The following is a 21,030-nucleotide window of genomic DNA, read 5'->3' as shown; positions in this document are numbered from 1 at the left end:
GTGCCTAGGCTACTGCCGTGCCCGATACGCGGATAAGCCTCGACAAGGCCATCGACCTGACCCGGACCGGCGACGTGTGGGTGTTCCGCGGGCGGACCGTCCCGGACCGCGCCATCCAGGTCACCACGAACAGCCCGGTGAACCATGTCGGGATGGCCGTCGTCATCGAGGACCTGCCGCCGCTGATGTGGCACGCCGAGCTCGGCCGGTCGCTGCCCGACATGTGGTCCGGCACCCACCAGCGCGGCGTCCAGCTCCACGACCTGCGCGACGCCGTACGCGTATGGGCGGGCAGGTACGGCCAGCGCGCGTGGTTGCGCCAGCTCGACCCGCCCGCCGGCCGGGAGATGGAGGACGCCGTCCTGCGCACCGTCGCCCGGCTGGACGGCACGCCGTTCCCCTCGACGGCCCGGCTCGCCGGCCGGTGGCTGCGCGGGCGGGTCCCTGCGATCAGGCGGGGGGCGCGGGAGGCCGCGCTGGAGACCGCCTACTGCGCGGAGGTCGTCGCCGTCACCTACGAGGCGATGGGCCTGCTGCCCGCCCGCAAGAGGCCGAACTGGTACGACCCCGGCCGCTTCTGGAGCGGCGACAACCTGATCCTGCGCGGCGGCGCCCGCCTGGGCGGGGAGATCGCCGTGGACGTCCCCGCCGGCGACTCGTAACGCCGGCAAACCCCGCGCACCCTCGCGTAAGCGGCGGAAGGCGTCAGGAGTCGGCGGGAGACGGCGGAGGCGGCGGGAGGCTCCGTATAAATCCGTGAAGACGATTACACGTCACCGTCAACCTGCCGCCCGGGCGGCGCGTCAGGTGTAGGCACCGTTCGTCCAGACGCGGAGGGCAAGGGCCTCAATGCCGACTCCTGAAATCCGACGCGAAAGTCTGCCCGGCACCGGTGAACGAGAGCAGAGGGCGCGGCACGCGCTCGACGCACTCCAGCGCCAGGGCCCGGAGGCGGTCCGTGAGGAGACGCTCCGGATGAAGGCCGAGCTGGTCCGGCTCTATGGCTGGGAGGGATACCAGCGCGTCCTGGCGAAGATGGAGAGCGATCTGGACCGGCTGCGCGACTCGCGCTGACTCCGCCGCCAAGCCGCGTGGGCGGTTCGAACCCGGTAGAGCCGCTCGCCGTGCGGCTTCGCTCGCCGGTGGTGACTCTGCGCGGCTTCGCGCCGTGACGCCGTGCGGCGATGGTGACTCTTCGTGCGGCTTCGCGCGCCGTGACGCCATGCCGGGCGTACGGATAGCGGTATGTGGCAGCCGGGGCAGGCCGGGCTCCGCCGCCGCGCCGTAGCCTGTCAGCGGCGCCTCCTCTGCGGAGGGCGCCGGTGAGGCGGGTGCCATGCGGGAGCCGAGCACGATCGTCCTGCACGTGGTCTGGCTGGCCTGGCTCCTCGCCGTGGTCCCTCTGCTGGCCCGGAGCCGTCTCGTCCGGCTGGCGCTGCTCGGGCTCTTCATGGGCGCTCTGCTGCCCCTGAACGCCGTGTTCGGGATGAGCCTGCCGGAGTACATGGCGGCGTGGTTGTTCCTGCACGCCGTGTCGGCCCTGTTCGGAGGCGGGCATCGAGCCCGCATCCCCTCGGCGGTGGTGTCCGGGACGGGCGTTGCGATGATGGCGGTGTGGGGTTCGCCCTTCGAATGGGCACACGTGATCACTTTGGCCGTCGTGCTGTCGGCGGTGGCCGGGGGGCTCCGGATCGCGAACGGTGCCATTCAGATCGCGACCGAGGGCCGTCTCGCCCCACTGGTGAACGGCCGCCCCGTCGAGCCCGCACCTGAGCCGGGAACGGAGACCAGGAAGAGTCCGCCGCGAGACCTCGGCGATGTGGGAGTCCGGATCGCCCCTGGCGGCGGGGCGGAAGCCGACGCCGGCCGCACCATCGTCGAGATCGTGCGGGTGAGACGGACGCGGCGGGAAGGTGGTCCCCCCGGCTCGTCGCGGTGGGAGATGCGCCGCGAACAGGCCCGGCTCCCAGCGAACGACTACAGCCATCTGGTGCGGCAGCAGGGCGGTGGGGAGCCGGCCGTGGTGGACGCGATCGCCACGCAACTGGCAAGCGGCACGGTCGGCAGCGTGTGGAGCGTGGCCACCTCCGACTGGCATGTCATCGACGCGGGGAGCTTCGACGCGGGGGCTCAAGTCATCGCCGCGCTGAAGAGCGGTCTCCACGAGAGAACGGGGAACCTCGTCGAGGCGGGCGCCGGCCTTCTCGGCGCTCCGGGCTTCGCCGCGGACGCGGCAGAGTGGATCGCGGTGGGTGTCGCCCTTCCCGGCGACAGTCTCCTCCGCAGGGTCAAACGCACCCTGCAACTGTGCGGATTCGTCGTCGGGATGATCGCGGGGAATCCCGCGCTGGCCATCGCCTGCGTCAAGTCGTATACGCGCGACAAACTGGTCGACGCGGTGCGCGCGGCGATAAAGGACCTCTTCCGTCGGTCCCCCGCGTCCTCAGAGGGCCGTACGCCCGCCGCCTCGCCGGACTCCCGGGCCCGCACGGCTGGGCCGGGCCGCCCGGCCGAACGGTCCTCCCCGGCTTCCCGCCCCGATCCAGCGGAGCGGCCTGGTCCTGCTTCCCGGCCTGGCCCGGCGGCCCGGTCCTGCCTCTCGCCCAGATCCGGCGCAGCGCCCAGATCCGGCGGAACGGCCTGGCCCGGCCGAGCGGCCTTCCCCGGTGCCCCGGCCGCCCGCGGCCGGGCCACAGGCGCCGCGACCCGGCGAGGGCCCCCACCACATGGACACGAGGGAGCAAGAGGGCAGAGGCAGGCCGTCCGCCCAGGCGCGGAGGCGGTCGCTCACGACGCCGGGCACAGGCGACAGGTACACGCCTGCCCGCGCCGATCACGAGGCGGCTCCCGGCGACTCCAACCGGTCAGGGGAGGACGGCGAGCGCGTCAGGACCCGCCTCTACTCGTACGGTCTCACGGAGCCGGGCTCTTCCGAGGCGCCCGGTCTGGAGCAGACACCGCGTACCGCAGAGCGGGAGCCCCACTCCGAGCCCGGGCGGACGGGCACTGAGCCGGCCCTGGATCGCGACCTCGTCGAGGCGCCTCCCGACACCCGTGGGGGCCATCAGATCGACAGGGAGGACGACATGACCAAGCGGTCAGGGCGGACGTCCCCCGCGGCCAGGGACGTGACGCGCGGACCGGCTCCGGGGGCCGGCCGCGACTTCGAGTGGTACGACGACTTCGGCAGGTGACGGCGGCGGGGACGGAGACCGGCACGCGCTGAAACATGCAGGGCGCGGCGCGGAACGGCGCAGCTCACATCGCCGCGCGATTCGGCCGCCTTGACCGGTCCGCGGACGAGCCGCGACCATCACGGGGTTCCGAGCAAGCGCGAAAACAGGGGAGCCCCATGTCCGGTCGCGTCCCGAGCATCCGGCGCCGCACCCGCGGCCGGCTGTTCGCCGTTTCCGCCGTGCTGCTGTGCGCGTGGCTGGTGCTGGCACAGCTCCCTGCCCGGGCCGTGGCCGACCCGCCCGCGCCGGTCACGGGCAACGCGACCTACTTCGACGCCCTCGGCGCGCCGTACGGCGGATGCGGGCTGCCCCAGTCGGAGCTCGACTCGCAGGACTTCGTCGCGCTCAACGTCTACGACACACCCGGCGACTACGCCTTCTACCCGCGGCCACTGACCGGTGCGAACGCCTCGAAGACCGGAATGTGGAACAACGGCCTCAACTGCGGCCGGTGGGTGAAGGTCGAGATCGCCGACTACTGCACGGGCGTGAACGACGGCGCCGCCGGCCAGGCGTTCTGCCGGAACGGCTCCTGGGTCCAGGACGCCTACAGCGGCGCGACGCTGACCATGCAGGTCGCCGACAGCTGCGGGGACACCAACGCGTGGTGCCGCGACGACCGCTACCACCTCGACCTGTCGAAGGGGTCGCTCAACCGGTTCGTGAAGAACGGCTCCCCGGTCGGCGACATGCTCCCGAACCATTGGAACAACCGCCACGTGAAGTGGTCGTTCGTCCCGCCGCCGGCCTACACCGGTGACATCCGGATCGGCTTCATGCAGGGAGCCAAGGCATGGTGGCCGGCGATCGCCGTCTCCCACCTGCCCAACGGCGTGCACGGCGTCGAGTACTACTCCGGCGGCACCTGGCAGCAGGCCACGATGAACGGCGACATGGGCCAGTCGTACGTCATCGGCGGGACCACCTCGGGCGGCACGCAGTTCCAGATCCGCGTGCGGGACGCCTCTGACATCCTGCTGAACGGCGGCCGCGTCTACAGCTTCTCGCTGCCCTCGTCGTGCGCCTCGGGGTGCGGTCCGGCCTACACCGGGGTGACCTACACGACGGACGGTTCCACCTCCTCCCCGAGCCCGTCGCCCTCGCCCAGCCCCAGCCCGAGTCCCTCGCCCAGCCCGTCACCCTCCCCGAGCCCGTCGCCTTCCCCGAGCCCGTCGCCGAGTCCGGGCGGCGTGGCCTGCCAGACGACCTACCAGGTGGCGAACGCGTGGCAGGGCGGCTTCACGACGAACGTCACCGTGAAGAACACCGGCGCCACGACGTGGAACAACTGGACGGTCACCTGGACGATGCCGTCCGGCGTGAGCCTGGTGAACGGGTGGAGCTCGGTCATCACCACCAGCGGGACCACGTGGACGATCAAGGCGCCGAGCTGGGCGGGCAGCCTGGCGCCGGGGGCGTCGGCGACCTTCGGCTTCCAGGCCGCAGGCCCGTCCACCCCCGGCCCGGCCGCCATCACGTGCTCCTGAACCCCGTCCCCTCCTGAACCCGCCCGTTCCCGAACCCGCCCGTTCCCGAACCACCCAGGCCGTACGGCACGCGGCGCGGGGGTGCGACCGGCCCGCACGGCGGCGCCGCTACGATCACGATCGACGGCGGCCCGCCGTCGGCGGCGATTTGGAGCGACGATGTCCCGACCCCTGCCCGGCACGACCCCCACGGACCTCGTGATCGGCGGCTACACGCCGGACACGGACGGATCCGGGCCCGGGCTCACGGTCGTCCGGGCCGGTGCCGGGGGACGGATGGAGGCGGTGGCCGAGGTCTTCGCGCCCGGCCCGTCGTTCGTGGCGGCCCACCCCACGCTGCCCCTGCTGTACGCGGTGCTCGAACGGCGGCGGAACGGCGGCGTGGCGGTGTTCGCCGACGAGCCGGACGGCCCGCGCCCGCTGGCGGAGTATCCGAGCGGCGGCTCCTACCCCTGCCACCTGGCCCTCGACCCCGAGGCGGCGTGGCTGGCCGTGGCCAACTACGGGGACGGCGTGATCGCGGGCTTCCGGCTGGGCGAGGACGGCCTGCCCGCCTCCGATCCGCTGCTGTTCCCGAACGAGGGCCACGGCCCCGACCCTGAGCGCCAGGAGGGCCCGCACGCCCATCAGGCGGTCTTCGGCCCCGGCGGCGTGCTCCACGTCACCGACCTGGGCACCGACGAGGTGCGCCGCTTCCTGCCCGGCATGGTGCCCCACCCGGACGGCCCGGTACGGCTGCCCGCCGGCAGCGGCCCCCGGCACCTGGTCCACCATCAGGACCACTGGTACGTCGCCGGGGAGCTCGACGGCATGGTGCGCGTCTTCGACGCCGGCTGGAGGGAGGTCGCGTCGGTCCCCGCCAGCGAGAGCGGAGCCCCCAACCTGCCGTCCCACATCGACGTCTCCTCCGACGGCCGCCTGCTCTATGTCGGCAACCGCGGGCCGGACACGGTGGCCGCGTTCGAGGTCGGCGGGCCGCGGCTCACGCGGGTGGCCGAGGTGCCCTGCGGGGGTGTCTGGCCGAGGCACTTCGCGGTCGGCGGCGACCGGATGTACGTCGCCTGCCAGCGCTCCGGCACCGTCGTGGCGCTCGCGCTCAAAGAGGGCCTGCCTGGAGAGGCGGGGCCCGCGCTGGAGGTGGGCAGCCCGTCCTGCGTGCTGGTGAAGGATCGCTGAGAGGCGGGGCCCCGCTCAGCCGATGACGGCGACCCCGCCCACGATCCACGCCCTCTCGGCCCTGGACGCCGACAGCGGGTTGTCGGGCCGCCACCTGCGGATGTAGACCAGGCCGGGGTCGACGAGCTCGGTGCCCTCGAAGAACCGCAGCACCTTGTCGATGGTCCGGGGGATGTCGTCGGACCGGTGCACGATCTGCCGGAACAGCTCGACCATCGGGGCCGCCAGCTCCGGGCGCGTGTCGAAGACGGCGTGACCGATCGCCAGGTAGCTGCCCCGCGCCACGTTGTCGCGCAGGTACGCCACGCACTTGTACGGCTCGTCCACGTCGGGCAGGTACTGCAGCCGGGCGGGGATCAGCAGGCCCACCGGCCGGGTGAAGTCGATGAGCCGCAGCATCTCGGGGTCGGCGACCATCTCGGCCGGGCGCAGGAGCGACCCCTTGACGACGCCGGTGCCCTCGCTTCTCGCGAGGATCGCCCGGGCGTGGGTGAGCACGACGGGGTCGTCGTCGACGTACACGACACGCGCGCCGGGCACCAGTTCCTGGGCGACCTCGTGCACGTTGCGCTGCGTCGGAAGCCCGGACGACACGGTGACGAACTGGGTGACCCCCTGACCGGCGATGAAGCGGACGACCCGCTCCACGAAGTCGCGGGTGTCGACGGCCATTCCCTTGACTTCAGGGGCGATCCTGAGCAACCGCTCGGCGAACTCCCGGTCGGCGGCGAAGTTGTCCTTCCCGCCGAGCAGGTAGTCGCTCATCCGGGCGATGTTGGCCGTGCTGGTGTCGAAATCGGGCACCCGCCGTGCCGTGCCACTCAAGCCGGCCCCCTCGCCTCGTTCCCTCTTGTGCCCATTATGGGGGTTGCGGGGGGGAATCAATGGTTCATGTGCAGATGAGATCGCTCAATCCCACCAGAAAGACCACGCGTTCTGGCCGAGGATCTGCTCCGCGTAGTCGGCCAGCGTCCCCGGCCCCTGCAGGATGCTGTCCGGGCAGAACGTCCAGTGCTCGGCGGCCACGTGCAGCGCGTGCGCGGGCGTCGCGGGCGGCGCGGCGACGCTCAGGTCGAGCGTGTTGAACCCCATGCCGACCACGCGTGCGCCGAACCTGTCCTCCCAGCTGCGCACGACGGCGGCCAGCGGCACGGTCCACTCGTTGTGGTGGAGGGCGCCCTGCCATCCGATGGCCACCATCGCGTCGGCCCCCCGCCGCACGGCCGCCAGCCCGAGCGGGGTGATCCGCTCGGCGACCACGTCGGCGTACCAGTCCGCGACCGCGTCCGGGTCGGCCACCGGCACGCCGGGGGCGGCAGGCCCGGGGCAGGCCGCGCCGAACGGCGCCAGCTCCTCCTCGCGGCCCTCGACCAGGTCCTCCCAGACCTCGGCCATGAACCCGGCGGCGGTGTAGTGGTCGATCTCGTCCACCGAGTCGGGGGCGATCTGCCCGGCGGCCCAGGGCTGCACCCCGTCCTCCATCAGGACCGGCCACAGCCCGGACCGCGGGTGCTCGCGGCGCAGCCGGCTCCACAGGCCGGCGGGCACGGGGGCGTCGCTCAGCCAGAAGGAGGGGCGGTGGTGCGTGCGCAGCCTGTCGTAGTCGGGGTCGGGCCACACGAGGGCCCCGGACGGCAGCTCGACGCCGAGCGCCCGCCCGTCGCCGCCGTCGCCGAACAGCAGCTCCAGCCCGGGCGGGAGCAGCCGACGCTCGTGAACCGACATGCGCCAATAATGTCGGACCCCGCGCCGCGGCGTCCGGCGAGGGCGATCACTTGCGCGCGACCGCCTCGACGACCAGGGAGACGCCACGCCGTCACCCAGGTGGACGCGGTGCCGTCATCGCAGGATGGTGGCGGTGAGCGTCTCGTTCGCCCAGCGTTCCCATCGGGCAGGTGTCCAGCCTCGTTCCACGGTGAGCAGCAGATAGACCTCGTGGCTGACGAGGGCGAAGACGATGTCGGCCGCCTCATCGGCCGGAAGGCCGGGCCGCAGGGCCCCCTTGCCGGCGAGTTCCCGGGTGAGCGCGCGGTGCGCGGTGAAGCGCTGGCCCTGGTTGGTCTCCCACTGGGCGGCCATCTCCGGGTCGGCTCCGGCGGCGTCGCGGACGATCCGCATGATCGGCGCGACGCGGGCGAAGATGGCCCGGCTGTTGGCCAGCCATATGGCCAGCGCGCGCCGGCCGTCGGGCTCCTCGCGCATCCGCCGCACCCACGGCCGGTCCATCATCGGCACGGGCTCGTCGTCGCCCACCGCCAGGACGTCGACGACCTCCTTCAGGACGGTGGCCTTGTTGCCGAAGTGGAAGTACACGGTCTGCACGGCCACACCGGCCTGGGTGGCGATCTGGTCGAGGGTGGTCGCCGCGTACCCCTGCCGCAGGAACAGCTCCCGTGCCTGATCGATGATCCGGCGCCGGGTCGCCCTGGCCTGCTCCGCCCGGCGGGTGCCCTTGACAACGTCGCCCATTCGCTAGAGCCTACTCTAAACAGTTCACTAGAGCCTGCTCTAGCGAGATGCCCCCTGGAGGTGGGTCGTGGACGCGACGCTGAACGGCTATCACCACGTCAAGCTGCCGGTCACCGACGTCGAGCGCAGCCGCGACTGGTGCGTGCGGGTGCTCGGCATGCGGGCGTACATGGACTTCGTCGAGGACGGGGTGCTCATGGGAGTGGCTCTGTGCGACGCCGGCGGCACCGTTCACGTGGCGGTCCGGCGGGATCCCGAACGGGCCGCCGCGCTGTCCGGGTTCGACCCCATCGCGCTGTGCGTCCCCACCGTGGCCGACCTGGAGGCGTGGCGGCGGCGGCTGGACGACCTGGGGGAGCGGCACGACGGGATCATCACCGGTCACGCCGGCCGCGTGCTCGTCGGCCTCCGGGACCCCGACGGCATCGAGGTGCGGCTCTACACTCCCGAGTCCGGAAGCGACGCGTGACCCCTACGGCACGTCCAGCCGGGAGAGCCCTTCGGCGATCACCTTGGTGGTCAGGCGCGTACGGCTGTCGCAGCCCAGCTTGGCGAAGATGTGCTCCAGGTGCGTGGTGACCGTGCGGACGCTGAGGACGAGCGCGGCGGCGATCTGGGGGTTGGAGTCGCCCTGCGCGACGTGGGTGAGCACCTCGACCTCCCGTGAGGTCAGGTCGTACGGCAGCGCGCAGGGGCGCTCGGCGATGACCGCGCCCTGGATGGAGCCGTGGAAGCCGACCCCGGCACGGTGGATCCGGACCTCCCGCCACTGGCCGGCGCCGTCCTGCCACAGGCCGCGGCGGGACAGCTCCCGCGAGTCGATGAACCGCCTGGCCAGCTCCGCCATGGCCGGCTCGCCCGCCAGCGCCTCGGACGCCGGCCATCCCGCGACCTCCCTGCGCCGGCCGCCGCGCTCGAACGCCGCGGCGTGGAACCCGGGAGGCAGCCCGACGGGGTCGATCACGCACCGGGTGAGATCCGTCAGATGGGCAAGGGCGGGGGAGACCGCGCTGATCACCGGCCCGGCCTCGGGCGGCAGGTCCTCCCGGGAGGTGACGTGCAGCAGGCCCGTGTACCTGCCTCCCGACAGGAAGAGGGGAGTGGTGATCCCGGCGCGCCAGCCGTACGGCTCCAGATGGCGCCGGAAGTACCGCTCGGTGCCGGGTGACCCCATGACGACGGGCGCCCGCAGCGACATCGCCCGGCGGTAGGCGTCGAGCCCCGCGTACTCCTCGGCCGCGTCGGCGTCCACGCGGGCGTACCCGGCGGAGACCAGCGACCGGTGGCGGCCCGTCGCCGGGTCGAACGCGACGAACTCGTACGCCTCCACCGGGATGACCTCGCGCAGCGCCGTCATCGCCCCGTGCGCCCCCTGGCGGGCCACCTGGAAGCCGATTTCGGCGACCGCGTGAAGACGGCGCGCGCTGAGGCTGATCTCGTCCATGGATCCTCCATGGTCAGCCTCTCTTGTATAGGTCCGGTAAGGAATACGTAAACCATCCGATGCAGACGCCCGCCGGGTTTCCTACCCTCACCCGCAACACGACGGAGAGGCGGAGCATCAGTGAGGGTCACCAGGAGACGGGCCGCCGCCCTCGCTGTGGCGGCGATCATGCTCAGCGGCGGGTGCGGAGGATCGTCGCCGCCCGGCGCCAAGGCGGGGGCCGAGTTCTCCGTCGCGCTCACCGAGCCCGACCACCTCACCCCGGGCAACACCTCCAGCAACTACTCGCTCACCGTGCTGGACACGCTGTTCGACACGCCGGTCTCCATCGGCGCCGACGGCAAGCCCGCGATGCGCGCGGCCGAGTCGGTCACCAGCACCGACCAGAAGGTCTGGACGATCAAGCTGAAGCAGGGGCGGACGTTCGGCAACGGCGAGCCGGTCACCGCGCAGAGCTTCGCCGACTCCTGGAACGCCACCGCCTACGGGCCGAACGGCTGGACCAACAACTACTACTTCGCCAACATCGAGGGCTACGACGCGCTCAACCCGGAGAAGGGCGACCCGTCGGCCAAGGAGATGAGCGGGCTCAAGGTCGTGGACCCGGGCACGCTGCAGGTCACGCTCAACGCGCCGTTCAGCCAGTTCCCCGTGACGCTGGCGTGGATCGCGTTCGCGCCGATGCCCAAGGCGGCGTTCACCGACCTCAAGGCGTACGACCAGGCGCCCATCGGGAACGGCCCGTTCGTCCTCGACGGGCCGTGGCAGCACAACCGGCAGATCAAGGTCAAGCGCTCCCCGGCGTACACCGGCGAGCGGAAGGCCCAGGCGGACGGCGTCACGTTCAAGATCTACGCCAGCCGCGACACGGCGTACACCGACCTGCGGGCCAACCGGGTCGACATGCTGCTGACCATCCCCCCGGCGAGCGCCCCGGAGGCGAAGCGGCTGCTCGGCGACCGGTTCGTCGCGATCGCCGGCGGCACGATGGACTATCTCGGCTTCCCCGTGTTCGACAAGCGGTTCGCCAGCGCCGACCTGCGCAGGGCGTTCTCGATGGCCATCGACCGCAAGGCCATCGTGGACGCCGTCTACAACGGGGCGTTCAAACCGATGGCGTCCCTGCTCGCGCCGCTGGTGCCGGGCTACCGGGCGGACGCCTGCGGCGAGGCCTGCGTCTACGACCCGGTGAAGGCCAAGCAGCTGTTCGACCAGGCCGGGGGGCTCAGCGGGACGCTGACGCTGTACTTCTCCAACGCCGACCCCAGCTACGAGCAGTGGATGACGGCGGTGGCCAACCAGCTCAAGCAGAACCTCGGCATCTCCGACGTCAAGTTCCGCAAGATCCCGGCCTCCGACTACCTGTCGACCCTGCGGGCGCACAAGGAGGACGGCCCGTACCGCAACAACTGGGTCATGGACTACCCGAGCCCGCAGGACTACCTCGAGTACATGTGGGGCCCGGACAACCGGATGGGCTGGAAGAACGAGGAGTTCGACGACCTGATCAAGCAGGCGAACTCGGCCTCCAGCTTCGAGGCCAGCCTGCCGATCTACCAGAAGGCCGAGGACATCGCGCTGGCCGAGATGCCGATGATCCCGCTGTGGAACTGGCAGGACCAGTCCGGCTACTCCAGCAGGCTCAGCGGCGTCCAGCTCACCCCCTACAGCTACAACCTCGACAAGATCACGGTCAAGCAGCGGTGAGATACGCCCTGCAGCGCCTGGCCCAGGCCGTCCCGGTCTTCTTCGCGACCACCTTCGTGATCTACGCGATGGTGTTCGTGCTGCCGGGCGACCCGATCCTGGCGCTGGCGGGCGACAAGCCGGTGCCCGCGCAGGTGCTGGACGTCATGCGGGAGCACTACCACCTGAACGACCCGCTGCTCGTCCAGTACGGCCGCTACATGCTGGGGGTGTTCCGCGGCGACCTCGGCGAGACGTTCACCGGGCAGCCGGTCAGCGAGCTCCTCCAGGACCGGTGGGGGGTCACCGCGCAGCTCGCGCTGACCGCCTGGGTCTTCGAGCTCGCCGTCGGCATCGGCCTCGGCGTCCTCGCGGGCCTGCGGCGGGGCGGGGTGGCCGACACCGCCGTGCTGGCGGGGACGACGTTCGTCATCGCCGTCCCCGTCTTCGTGTTCGGCTACACGGCGCAGATCCTGCTCGGGCTGAACCTCGGGCTGTTCCCCACGGCGGGCACCGACGAGGGCTGGCCGGGCAGCTACCTGCTCCCCGGCATGGTCCTCGGCTCGTTCGGCCTCGCCTACGTCGCCCGCCTCACCCGCACGGCGCTGGTGGAGAACCTCCGCGCCGACTACGTCCGTACGGCGACCGCGAAGGGGCTGGCGAGACGGCGCGTCATCGGCGTGCACGCGCTGCGCAACTCGCTGATCCCGGTCGTGACCTTCCTCGGCATCGACTTCGGCAACCTCATGGCCGGGGCGGTCGTCACCGAGGGCATCTTCAACCTGCCCGGCATCGGCCAGCAGGTGTTCCAGTCCATCCAGCTCCAGGAGGGCCCCGTCGTCGTCGGAGTCACCACCCTGCTCGTCATGATCTTCATCCTCGCCAACCTCGCCGTGGACCTCCTGTACGGCGTGCTCGACCCGAGGATCCGCCGTGCTCGCGCGTGACGCCTGGGCAGAGCTGCGCGGGCGGGCCGTCTTCTGGCTGTCCGCGGCCGTCCTGCTCGTCGCGGCGGCGATGGCCGCCTTCCCCGCCGTCTTCGCCGGGCTGGGACCGAACGAGCGCTGCGACCTGCACATGTCGAAGAAGGGGCCGGGGGGCGGCGCCGTCTTCGGTTACGACCTGCAGGGCTGCGACTACTGGTCGCAGATCGTGCACGGCACGCGGCCGTCGATCCTGATCGGCGTGGCGGTCACCGTGTTCGCCCTGCTGATCGCCGTCGTGCTGGGGCTCGTCGGCGGGTACTACGGGGGCCTCGCCGACGCCCTGATCTCCCGGGTCACCGACGTCTTCTTCGGCATTCCGTTCGTGCTGGGCGCGACCGTCGTGCTGGTGGCCTTCCCCGACCACGGGATCTGGGCCATGACGCTCGTCCTGGTCCTGCTCGGCTGGACGACGATGACCCGGCTGATGCGCGGCCAGGTGATCGCCGTGAAGGACATGGACTTCGTCGCCGCCGCCCGCATGCTCGGCGCGAGCGACCGGCGGATCATGCTCCGGCACGTGCTGCCCAACGCGATCGCGCCGGTGTTCGTCGTGGCCATGCTGAACGTCGGCAACGTCATCGCCGGTGAGGCCACCCTCGACTACCTCGGCGTGGGCCTGCAGTACCCCGACGTGTCGTGGGGCCTGCAGCTCAACGTCGCCCAGTCGTTCTTCGCCGAACATCCTCATCTGCTGGCCTTCCCGGCGCTGTTCCTGACCGCGACCGTGCTGAGCTTCCTCATGCTCGGCGACGTCGTGCGCGACGCCCTCGACCCCCGCCTCCGCTAGGCCCTTTCCGGACGCCGGAGGTGGCGCGCCGTACGGACGGCCAGCAGTGTGAGCCAGCACCACCCGGCGGTGACGGAGATCCGCTGGAACAGCCCGCCGAAGGCCACCAGACCCTCGGCCTGGCTGAAGGCGATGTTGGCGAGGACCATGGCGGCGGTGAAGACGGCCGCGCTCAGCGCCGAGTAGAGGGCCCATCCGCGCTCGCCCCGCGCCGCGAACCGGCGGGCGAACACGAGGCAGGCCGCGACCAGCGCCACGAAGCCGCCCAGCGAGAGCAGGTCGTGCAGGGCGGCGTGCACGCTGCCGTACTCCGTGAGCCGGTCGGGTGTCCCGGACGGGTAGCCGCTCACCGGGTCGGTGGTGAACACTCCGGCCGCGACCAGCGCCAGGGCCCAGACGCCCACCAGCCGGGGGCCCCAGACGGATCCCCGCGCCGGCCCCGGCGTGGCCTTCAGCGCGCGCCGCAGCCCGGCGGCGTAGGCCAGCGACAGGAAACCCGCGACGAGGAAGTTCGCGGTCTGGACCCAGCCGCCGTCCCCCAGTTCGAGCGAGCTGACAGGGTGGCGCAGCGGGTCGTACCCGGCGCGGGTGGCGCCCTCGGCGAGGAACACGACGACGAAAAGGGGGCCCGCGATCGCGCCGAGGGTGAGCAGCCTTCTCGTCAGGGCGGTCGCCCGGTCCGGGCGGGACGGACCGCCGGGGGGCGGCGGAGCGGCGATGGATACGGATTTCATGCCGTCAACTTACGTTGACATAGCATGCATGTCAACCAAAATTGACGGCGGCGGTCTCGTTTCCCGCACTTGTCGAAAGTCGCCATGGACAGAACGGAAGATCCGGGCGAACCTGAGTCTGTGGGTGATTGACGGGGAGAAGCCAGGTTGACCCAGGTCGTGCTCGCATCGGATGGAAGAAGGCTCGCTGTCGAACAGCGGGGAAAACCGGAAGGCCGTCCGGTGTTCCTGCTGCACGGCACTCCCGGGAGCAGGTTCGGGCCGTCGCCCCGGGCCACGGTGCTCTACCGGCTCGGTATCCGGCTGATCACCTTCGACCGCCCCGGCTACGGACGGTCGGATCGCATGAAGGGCCGTACGGTGGCCGATGTGGCCGCGGACGTCGCGGCCATCGCGGACGCGCTGGACATCGCCACGTTCGCCGTGGCCGGCAGGTCCGGAGGCGCACCGCACGCTCTGGCGTGCGCGGCGCTGCTCCCGGACCGGCTGACCCGGGTCGCGGCGCTCGTCGGCCTCGCCCCTTGGGGTGCGGAAGGGCTGGACTGGTTCGGCGGGATGACGGAGACGAACGTCGTCGAGTACCGCATGGCGCTGGCCGGCAGGCGAGCGGTGACGGCGCGGCTCGCCTCGGTCGCGGAGCAGATTCGCGCGGATCCGGTGAGCAAGGTCGTGGGGCTGTTCCAGCAGGTGCCCGAATCGGACCGCAGGGTGGTGGCCGACCACGGCATCCGCCGGATGCTGGTGCACAACTTCGCCGAAGGGCTGCGGAACTCCGCCGACGGCTGGATCGACGACGTCCTGGCCTTCTCCTGGGACTGGGGATTCGACCCCGCCGCCATCAATGTCCCGACCCTGGTGTGGCACGGCGAGAACGACGTCTTCTCGCCGGCCAGCCACAGCCGGTGGCTCGGAGCGCGAATCCCCGCCGCGACCACCAAGATTCAGCACGGTGCCGCGCACTTCGGGGCGATCGACGTGTTGCCCGAGGTGCTCGTATGGCTGATGCGGACCTGATCAGATGGGCTGGGGTTCGAGGTCACGGTTGAGCCGCCGCCACGACTGCACCGCCACCACGTTGGGGTGACCGTCTCCCAGCACCATCCGCAGGGCGTTCGCCGAGTTCTCGTTGAGCTGTTCCGCCTTGTCCTGCTCACCCCGGGCCCGGAGGGTGACCGCCAGGTTGGCCTGGCAGACGAGCGTGTCCGGGTGCCGGGGGCCGAGGGTCTCGCGCAGGCCGCGCAGCGCCTCCGTCTCCAGCGCGTGCGCGTCCTCCACGCGGCCGAGGTCCGCGGCGCAGTTCGCGACGTTCAGGATGCAGGACAGGGTGAAGGGATGGGTGTCACCGAGCCGGCCACGCAGCCCCGCGAGCGTCCGCGTGCCCAGCGCGTAGCCCTCCTCGACCATTCCGGTGCCCCGGTGATAGGTCATCAGGTTGTTGGCGGCGGCGAGCGTGAACGGGTGGTCCTCGCCGAGACTGCCGCGGTATTCGGCTTCGACGTCCGACGCCAGTTGCCGGGCGCTCGCCTTGTCCTCCAGGGCTGACAGGCAGCAGGCGAGCTCCAGCGCGGCGGCGGTGGCGTCCGGCGACGAGGGATACAGGCGCTGGTAGCTTTCGTGCGCCTGCTGCGCCGTCAGCCAGGCGTCGTGCTGCTGACCGGCCTTCCTCAGCGACACAGCCAGGCTCTTCGCGGTCCGCAGGGTGTCGAGGAAGTGTTCCCCCAGGCTCTCCCGGTATCGGTCCATCGTCGTGCGCAGGAGTTCCACGGAGTCCTGGAAACGCCCCGCCTCCCTCATGTCCCGCGCGAGGTTGGCCGATGAGAACAGCGTGTACGGGTGGGACGGCCCCAGCACGGTGAGACGGCGGCTCAGCGTGTCCTGATCCAGGTCCAGGGCGCTGTAGCAGTCGCCGACGAGGCGGTAGGAGACGGCGAGATTGTTGGCCGCGGCGAGCGTCCGGGGGTTGTCCTCACCGTAGAGCTCCCTCCAGCGCTTGTACGTCTCGTTGTCCATCCGCAGCGCCCGATCGAACTCGCCGAGGGCCCGCAGGTCGGCGGCCAGGCCGCCGGTCGTCATGAGGGTGTGGGGATGGCTCTCGCCGAGGATCTCGCGCTGCCGCCTCCAGACCCACTCGTCCAGCTCGCGCGAGCCCTGGTAGCTGCCCTGCGTCCGCATCACGTTGGCGATGTTGAACAGCAGGTGCAACCGCTGCCGTTCGTCCTGGCCGAACTTGTCCTCCCAGTAATCGGCGAGGCGCTGGCCGAGCTGCAGCGCGCCGGTGAACTCGCCGCGTTTCCAGAGGTAGCGGACCCGCTCGGTGAGCAGCTGCCGCGTCTCCTCCTCCACGCACTGCTCGGCGTCCGACGGGAGCAGGTGCGGCCAGATGAGGTCGTAGGCGGGCCAGTTCTCCGGGTCGTCGACCTCTCCCTGCCTGGGGCGTGCCCCCACAAGGATGTGATGCACCTCGTGCGACGTGGTGTCGATCTCCTCGAAGGTCATCTGGCTCCGGATCACCGCCTGGACGAGCCGGTGAACCTGAATCGTGTTGCTCCCCGCATCGATCTTGGCCAGCGCGAATCTGCTGATTTCCCTGATCAGCCGGCCCAGCATCAGTTTCTCCCCGCGCAGCGAGCTGTCGTGCGGAAGGAGGGAGCGCATCATCTCGTCGCTGTAGAGCAGCGACATCGAGATCGGATCAGGGGCGAAGAAGGCGCACAGCTGAAGCATGCGCACGGCGGCCGGCGATCGTTCCTTCAGCTGGCTCAGCGAGATGTTCCACGTGGCGGCGACCGGGCTCGGGTATCCCGGCGGTGGATTGGTGGACAGGATCTCCGCCGTCTGGGTGCCCAGCTGCTCGATGTAGGTGCCTGCCGACATGCCGGTCTCGCCGAGCCAGGCCGCCGCCTGTTCCACCGCCAGCGGCAGGTAGCCGAGCGCCTCGGCGACCCTCAGCGCGTCCTGCGGGTCAAGCTTGGGCACACGGCGCAGCAGGTGCTCCAGGCTCTCCTCGCGGCTGAAGACGTCGACCTCCAGCGGGGCCGCCACCATGGACCACGACTGGTTACGCGAGGTCACGATGACATGCCCCGGCCCGCCTGGCAGGTAGGGGCGGATCTCCTCCGGATCCCCCGCGTTGTCGAAGACGAGCAGCCAGCGGGAGTACGGCTCGCCGCGCCGCAGTGCCTCCCGGGCGGCCTCCGCCGCCTCCACCACGTTCTCGCCCACCCGGATCCCGAGCCGTCCCGCGAGTTCGGCCAGGGCCGGGTTGATGAGTTCGGGCTGCTCCGCCGAGACCCACCACACCAGGTCGTAGTCGGCCATGAAGCGATGCGCGTACTCAAGGGCGATCTGCGTCTTGCCGACGCCGCCCAGTCCGTAGAGAGCCTGAGGCAGCACCACCGCCCGGTTCCCGCCGACCACCTGGTCCCGCAGCGCCTCCAGCGCGGCTCCCCGCCCGGTGAACGCCGCGTTGCGCGCCTGGACGTTCCACACGGGCGGGACGCTTCCCGGGAAGCGGGCCCCCAGCGGAGGCAGGGCCGCCGGATACTCCATGACGTCCTTCCCCACAGCCCGCAGGAGCGCCTCCGTCGCCTGCTCCACGTTCAGCCGTACGAGGTCGATCGGCGGTACGTCGCCGAAAGGGGGAACGAGCCGCACCTCGGACACCCGGACGGTGGTGAGCGCGTGCCCGGCCGCCATCGGGGCGGTGCGTGACAGCCACTCCATCACCTCGGCGGCTTGGGGCGCTCGGACGTAGGCCGCCGACAGCACCGCGATCGACCGGCCGGGCTCCTCCCCTCCGGTCGCCGGCGAGGGGGCGCCGAGGGCCAGCGGAGTCACCCTGAATCCCGCGCGCTCCAGCACGGCGCCGATCCAGTCGGCCCACATCCGGTCCTCGGGGGCGTAGCTCACCACGACGTCGGCGGGCTGCGTCGGCTGGCGGCGGGTGAACGCGTCCAGCCAGCGGCTTCTGACGCTCTCCTCCATCGGAGGGAAGCCGGTCACCTGGCCTTCTGTGACCGCTTCGCTCAGCCGCTCGTAGGCGGCGAGCAGCGACGTGGGGGAGCCGGGGCTGTCCCCGAAGGTGGCCAGGGTCTCCTCGAAGGCGTAGAACCGCTTGTACGGGATCTCCACCGCGCCCCAGTAGAAGTTGAGCTGGTCCGGCGTCAGGCCCTTGGGAAACCGGTCGAAGCTGGTGCGTGCCAGCAGCCGTCCCGCGTCCAGCTTCTCCTTCTCCCCGTCGTCGATCCGCATCGGCACGGGAAAGATCTTGATGTTCCGCTCCCGGTAACGGTCGTCGATGTAGCGCGCCACCTTCGCCGCGCCCTCGATGCTCTGGTCGCTCATCGTGAAGCAGTCGACCAGGATGTCGGGCATCTGAATCGTGCAGATGTCGGCGATGTCGCTGCGGCCCGTGCGGCTGTCGATCAGCGTGTAGTCGTAGTTGCGCCGCATGTCCGCCCGCAGCGCGTCGAGGAACTTGCCGCCCCCGAGCCGCTCGTAGAAGTTGTCCCAGTCGAAGGTGGAAACGAGCGAGGAGTAGTCGCGGTTCTGCTGACCGGCCGACAGGAAATCGAGCGTCCCCTCCTCCGGGAACTCCCAGGCCAGCGGTACGGCGTGCGGCGTGACACGGGCGTACTCCAGGTGCCAGTCCGCGCTGCGCTCACGGGGCCGGACGGCCGCCCACATGTAGTCGCTGATGATGTCGATCACCCCGGGCGTCGTGCTGATCACACCGCCGTCGAGGAAGGGATGGAAGAACTTGTGCAGACCGGGGGACTCCAGGTCCCAGTCGACGGTCAGGACCCGCAGGCCGTTGCTGGCGAGCACCCATGCCGTGTTGGCGAGCGCCATGGTGCGGCCCGTTCCCCCCTTGTAGGAGTAGAACGTGATGATCCGACCTTCCTGGGGGGCGTCAGTCATTTGGGATCCTCCGGCTGCATCAGCCTGGGTCGTCTGGTCGGCACGCCCTCCGGGGGGTAGGCGGGGGCGGTCTTGAACAGGTGGTTCGCCATCCTTCCGAGCGCGTCGGACAGCGCCCCCCGGAACGCGGTGACGGTGGTCACATCCGGGCTGGGGTCGGTCAGATGGTTGTGCAGCGCCGAGTCGAGGGAGCGCTGGAGCTGCGGACGGGCCTCGACCGTCTGCCTGTCATCCGGGTTCCAGGGCACGATCAGGTTCGTTCCCAGCCGCCGGCGGCGGTCGAACGCCCGGAGTGTCCTCCTACACTCGGCCTCGATGGTGGCCCAGGGATCGATGAGCATGATGGCCGGCGCGTCGGAATCTTCGGCGGAGGTGAGGAGACGGGAATGCTCCTCAAGCGACCCGATCTCCGCCAGGAATCCGTGCGCGATGGCGATCTCTTCGGTGTGGGAGGCGAGCGAGCGGGTGTTGTTCTCCCCGCGAAAGGGGTTCCACTCCTGGGGCGTGAGCCCGTAGTAGTACGGAATGCGGGACGAGGGCAGTTGGGCGAGGCCGGGAGCGACCACGGTGACCCGCAGAGGGCGGTGTCCCGCGTAGTCATGGAACGCACTGCGGAGATCGACATACCTGGGCGGGGGATGCGTCGGAGGGACGGGGGTGCGCTGCGCGACCTCGACGATCCGCCTGGCCAGGGCGATCGTCGCCTTCTGGTAGTGCGATCGCATGGCGGACATCTTGACCAGCCCATAGAAACCCTCCTCCCGGTACCGGGTGCCCATTCCGTCGTGCGTGAACTGGATGGACTGCGCCACCTGAGGAAGCAGGTCGGGGGGCAGCGGGTGCCACAGAGCCGGCACGATGGCCTCGGGAATCTGACCTTCCGGCCCCGTGTGGTTGTTCACGCGCTGGAGGAACGCGGCCCACTCCTTGCCGCACTGCTCACTGTCGAAGTACCGGGGCGAATAGAGCGGGACGAACACCCGGCATGTGGCCAGGGCGTCGGACAGCCGATCCGGCCAGTGGTGGCCCGAGCGCAACTCCACGTCCATGAACCCGGCCTGCCCCTGGGACAGGTTCGTCATGTTGATGATGTGATCGCACAGGTCGTCGAAAAGCTTGACGACCCACCGGTTCGGATCGCTCCTGCTGTTGGGATCATGGGTGGGAATATGGGCGTAGCTCAGGAAAAAATAGGGCACCTGACCCGCGAACCCGGAGGGCGGCGATAGGGGCATCCGCCTCCTTTCTCCCAAAGTCATTCACTATGGGAAGGCAGCGTAAGTCAAGGGAGGAGCCGAAGGGGAGGATTCGTGCGAATAGCGGTGCATCGTCAGCCACTGCGTGGCGAAATCGACGGCGGCCGTGACACGAAACAGCCTGCTGGGAGCCTTCCCGATGACGCCGCGCCGGACCGCGCCGGTGCTCTCGAAGTCGGCGCCGAGTGCGGAAAAGTCGCGATCATCCAGGACGACGTCCTTATACTCCCACCATTCCGGTCCATGTCCGAAATCCCTTTTGCAGCGGTACGTCCGCCGCGGTGGATTGGCGGAGCACCGGTATTCCCCCAGATGAAATACAGAGCACTGCTCATATCCCACGCCGAGGAGCAACACGTGCGCGTCCACTTCGTACAGGCGCGCGAGAGGCGACTCCTCTCCCAGGTGACAGCGGGGGGAGTGGTGTTCCATCAGGGGCCGGGCGCGCCGCCCGATCGCCGCGAAGGACGTCTGGGGGTGGACGCTGCGCACCGCGTCCTTCGAGGTCCGCACGTACTCGGCGAGCCTTCCCATGCCGTTGGACGGCGTTCGCGCGGGATCGAAGGCGGGCATGCGCGCCCGGAAGCGGGCCACCTCGTCCGGTGCCATTCCTTCGATCGCCCTGAGGTGGTCTCTGGACGTGTCCGAGTTGGCGGCGGTGTGCGTGGGGACGACAAGAGTGCCCGTGCGTCCGAGCAGACTTCGCAGCGCTTGGACGACCGTCACGGGTCCGCGCCGCACCCGGCCGACGTCGCGCAGCGAGGCGTGTACCAGGAGTGTCTGGCCGCGAGCCACCCCGAGTGCCCGCAGGTCGCGGGCGAGCGGTTGGGCGTCGAAAGCCAGCATGGT

General features: G+C 70.7%; 18 protein-coding genes. 10 read left to right on the top strand and 8 right to left on the bottom strand.

All coding sequences use genetic code 11. From position 1 onward, the window contains the following. Positions 1-17 precede the first annotated feature (17 nt). The 5 genes from AB0B72_RS13035 (at position 18) to AB0B72_RS13015 (ending at position 5,899) form a co-directional block, all read left to right on the top strand. A complete protein-coding gene (locus AB0B72_RS13035) occupies positions 18-662 on the top strand; it encodes a hypothetical protein (RefSeq protein ID WP_367738833.1) in 645 nt (214 codons plus the stop codon). Positions 663-849: 187 nt separating this feature from the next. Continuing rightward, a complete protein-coding gene (locus tag AB0B72_RS13030; RefSeq protein ID WP_367738832.1) occupies positions 850-1,074 on the top strand; it encodes a hypothetical protein in 225 nt (74 codons plus the stop codon). A 262-nt stretch (positions 1,075-1,336) separates the two neighbouring features. Further along, entirely contained in the window at positions 1,337-3,010 is a 1,674-nt protein-coding gene (locus AB0B72_RS13025; RefSeq protein ID WP_367738831.1) for a hypothetical protein, read from the top strand. 342 nt (positions 3,011-3,352) lie between these two features. Then, positions 3,353-4,723, top strand: coding sequence for a cellulose binding domain-containing protein (locus AB0B72_RS13020; RefSeq protein ID WP_367738830.1), 1,371 nt, complete (start codon positions 3,353-3,355; stop codon positions 4,721-4,723). 159 nt (positions 4,724-4,882) lie between these two features. Then, entirely contained in the window at positions 4,883-5,899 is a 1,017-nt protein-coding gene (locus AB0B72_RS13015; RefSeq protein WP_367738829.1) for a lactonase family protein, read from the top strand. A gap of 15 nt (positions 5,900-5,914) precedes the next feature. Here the strand turns inward: AB0B72_RS13015 and AB0B72_RS13010 are convergent, their stop codons facing one another. The 3 genes from AB0B72_RS13010 to AB0B72_RS13000 all read right to left on the bottom strand — a co-directional run bounded on the left by AB0B72_RS13010 (position 5,915) and on the right by AB0B72_RS13000 (position 8,368). Further along, positions 5,915-6,724 (bottom strand): SAM-dependent methyltransferase, encoded by an 810-nt coding sequence (locus AB0B72_RS13010; RefSeq protein ID WP_367738828.1) that lies wholly within the window; start codon positions 6,722-6,724, stop codon positions 5,915-5,917. Between the two features lie 84 nt (positions 6,725-6,808). Continuing rightward, positions 6,809-7,624 carry a DUF4253 domain-containing protein gene (locus AB0B72_RS13005; protein WP_367738827.1) on the bottom strand — a complete coding sequence of 272 codons (816 nt, stop codon included), beginning with the start codon at positions 7,622-7,624 and terminating at the stop codon, positions 6,809-6,811. Between the two features lie 114 nt (positions 7,625-7,738). Continuing rightward, positions 7,739-8,368: a TetR/AcrR family transcriptional regulator gene (locus AB0B72_RS13000; RefSeq protein WP_367738826.1), complete on the bottom strand. Its 630-nt coding sequence runs from the start codon at positions 8,366-8,368 to the stop codon at positions 7,739-7,741. A 67-nt stretch (positions 8,369-8,435) separates the two neighbouring features. Here AB0B72_RS13000 and AB0B72_RS12995 point away from each other — a divergent pair, with 67 nt between their 5' ends. Then, a complete protein-coding gene (locus AB0B72_RS12995) occupies positions 8,436-8,837 on the top strand; it encodes a VOC family protein (protein WP_367738825.1) in 402 nt (133 codons plus the stop codon). A gap of 3 nt (positions 8,838-8,840) precedes the next feature. Here the strand turns inward: AB0B72_RS12995 and AB0B72_RS12990 are convergent, their stop codons facing one another. Beyond that, entirely contained in the window at positions 8,841-9,812 is a 972-nt protein-coding gene (locus AB0B72_RS12990) for a response regulator transcription factor (protein WP_367738824.1), read from the bottom strand. Positions 9,813-9,932: 120 nt separating this feature from the next. Between AB0B72_RS12990 and AB0B72_RS12985 the strand changes: the two genes are divergently transcribed. The 3 genes from AB0B72_RS12985 to AB0B72_RS12975 are packed head-to-tail and all read left to right on the top strand — an operon-like array spanning position 9,933 to position 13,271. Further along, positions 9,933-11,519 carry an ABC transporter substrate-binding protein gene (locus AB0B72_RS12985; protein WP_367738823.1) on the top strand — a complete coding sequence of 529 codons (1,587 nt, stop codon included), beginning with the start codon at positions 9,933-9,935 and terminating at the stop codon, positions 11,517-11,519. After that, positions 11,516-12,445, top strand: coding sequence for an ABC transporter permease (locus AB0B72_RS12980; RefSeq protein ID WP_367738822.1), 930 nt, complete (start codon positions 11,516-11,518; stop codon positions 12,443-12,445). The genes AB0B72_RS12985 and AB0B72_RS12980 overlap by 4 nt, the downstream gene beginning before the upstream one ends. Further along, on the top strand, positions 12,432-13,271 hold the full coding sequence (locus AB0B72_RS12975; protein ID WP_367738821.1) for an ABC transporter permease: 840 nt from the start codon (positions 12,432-12,434) through the stop codon (positions 13,269-13,271). Before AB0B72_RS12980 ends, AB0B72_RS12975 begins: the two co-directional genes overlap by 14 nt. Here the strand turns inward: AB0B72_RS12975 and AB0B72_RS12970 are convergent. Beyond that, entirely contained in the window at positions 13,268-14,005 is a 738-nt protein-coding gene (locus AB0B72_RS12970; protein WP_367738820.1) for a DUF998 domain-containing protein, read from the bottom strand. The two genes, AB0B72_RS12975 and AB0B72_RS12970, sit on opposite strands and share 4 nt — an antisense overlap. A 222-nt stretch (positions 14,006-14,227) precedes the next feature. Here AB0B72_RS12970 and AB0B72_RS12965 point away from each other — a divergent pair, with 222 nt between their 5' ends. Beyond that, complete coding sequence (locus AB0B72_RS12965) at positions 14,228-15,019, top strand: alpha/beta fold hydrolase (protein ID WP_367738819.1); 792 nt, start codon at positions 14,228-14,230, stop codon at positions 15,017-15,019. Here the strand turns inward: AB0B72_RS12965 and fxsT are convergent, their stop codons facing one another. Genes fxsT through AB0B72_RS12950 form a run of 3 tightly spaced genes read right to left on the bottom strand, consistent with a single transcriptional unit; the run spans position 15,020 to position 21,027 of the window. Next, on the bottom strand, positions 15,020-18,925 hold the full coding sequence (gene fxsT / locus AB0B72_RS12960; protein WP_367738818.1) for an FxSxx-COOH system tetratricopeptide repeat protein: 3,906 nt from the start codon (positions 18,923-18,925) through the stop codon (positions 15,020-15,022). After that, a complete protein-coding gene (locus AB0B72_RS12955) occupies positions 18,922-20,160 on the bottom strand; it encodes a TIR-like protein FxsC (protein WP_367738817.1) in 1,239 nt (412 codons plus the stop codon). The genes fxsT and AB0B72_RS12955 overlap by 4 nt, the downstream gene beginning before the upstream one ends. 27 nt (positions 20,161-20,187) lie before the next feature. After that, positions 20,188-21,027, bottom strand: a complete 840-nt coding sequence (locus AB0B72_RS12950) for an aminoglycoside N(3)-acetyltransferase (RefSeq protein ID WP_367738816.1) — start codon at positions 21,025-21,027, stop codon at positions 20,188-20,190. Positions 21,028-21,030 lie beyond the last annotated feature (3 nt).

Origin of the sequence: Microbispora sp. NPDC049125 (assembly GCF_040802045.1) — a bacterium.
Classification (GTDB): domain Bacteria; phylum Actinomycetota; class Actinomycetes; order Streptosporangiales; family Streptosporangiaceae; genus Microbispora.
The sequence above is the reverse complement of the archived record's forward strand: the minus strand, read 5'-3'. Positions and strand labels throughout refer to the sequence as shown.

Excerpts from the sequence above, each read along its gene's own strand:
- AB0B72_RS13030 (WP_367738832.1), top strand. The coding sequence starts at position 850 with ATGCCGACTCCTGAAATCCGACGCGAAAGTCTGCCCGGCACCGGTGAA.
- AB0B72_RS13025 (WP_367738831.1), top strand. The coding sequence starts at position 1,337 with ATGCGGGAGCCGAGCACGATCGTCCTGCACGTGGTCTGGCTGGCCTGG.
- AB0B72_RS13020 (WP_367738830.1), top strand. The coding sequence starts at position 3,353 with ATGTCCGGTCGCGTCCCGAGCATCCGGCGCCGCACCCGCGGCCGGCTG.
- AB0B72_RS13015 (WP_367738829.1), top strand. The coding sequence starts at position 4,883 with ATGTCCCGACCCCTGCCCGGCACGACCCCCACGGACCTCGTGATCGGC.
- AB0B72_RS13005 (WP_367738827.1), bottom strand. The coding sequence starts at position 7,624 with ATGTCGGTTCACGAGCGTCGGCTGCTCCCGCCCGGGCTGGAGCTGCTG.
- AB0B72_RS13000 (WP_367738826.1), bottom strand. The coding sequence starts at position 8,368 with ATGGGCGACGTTGTCAAGGGCACCCGCCGGGCGGAGCAGGCCAGGGCG.
- AB0B72_RS12990 (WP_367738824.1), bottom strand. The coding sequence starts at position 9,812 with ATGGACGAGATCAGCCTCAGCGCGCGCCGTCTTCACGCGGTCGCCGAA.
- AB0B72_RS12970 (WP_367738820.1), bottom strand. The coding sequence starts at position 14,005 with ATGAAATCCGTATCCATCGCCGCTCCGCCGCCCCCCGGCGGTCCGTCC.
- fxsT (WP_367738818.1), bottom strand. The coding sequence starts at position 18,925 with ATGACTGACGCCCCCCAGGAAGGTCGGATCATCACGTTCTACTCCTAC.
- AB0B72_RS12955 (WP_367738817.1), bottom strand. The coding sequence starts at position 20,160 with ATGCCCCTATCGCCGCCCTCCGGGTTCGCGGGTCAGGTGCCCTATTTT.
- AB0B72_RS12950 (WP_367738816.1), bottom strand. The coding sequence starts at position 21,027 with ATGCTGGCTTTCGACGCCCAACCGCTCGCCCGCGACCTGCGGGCACTC.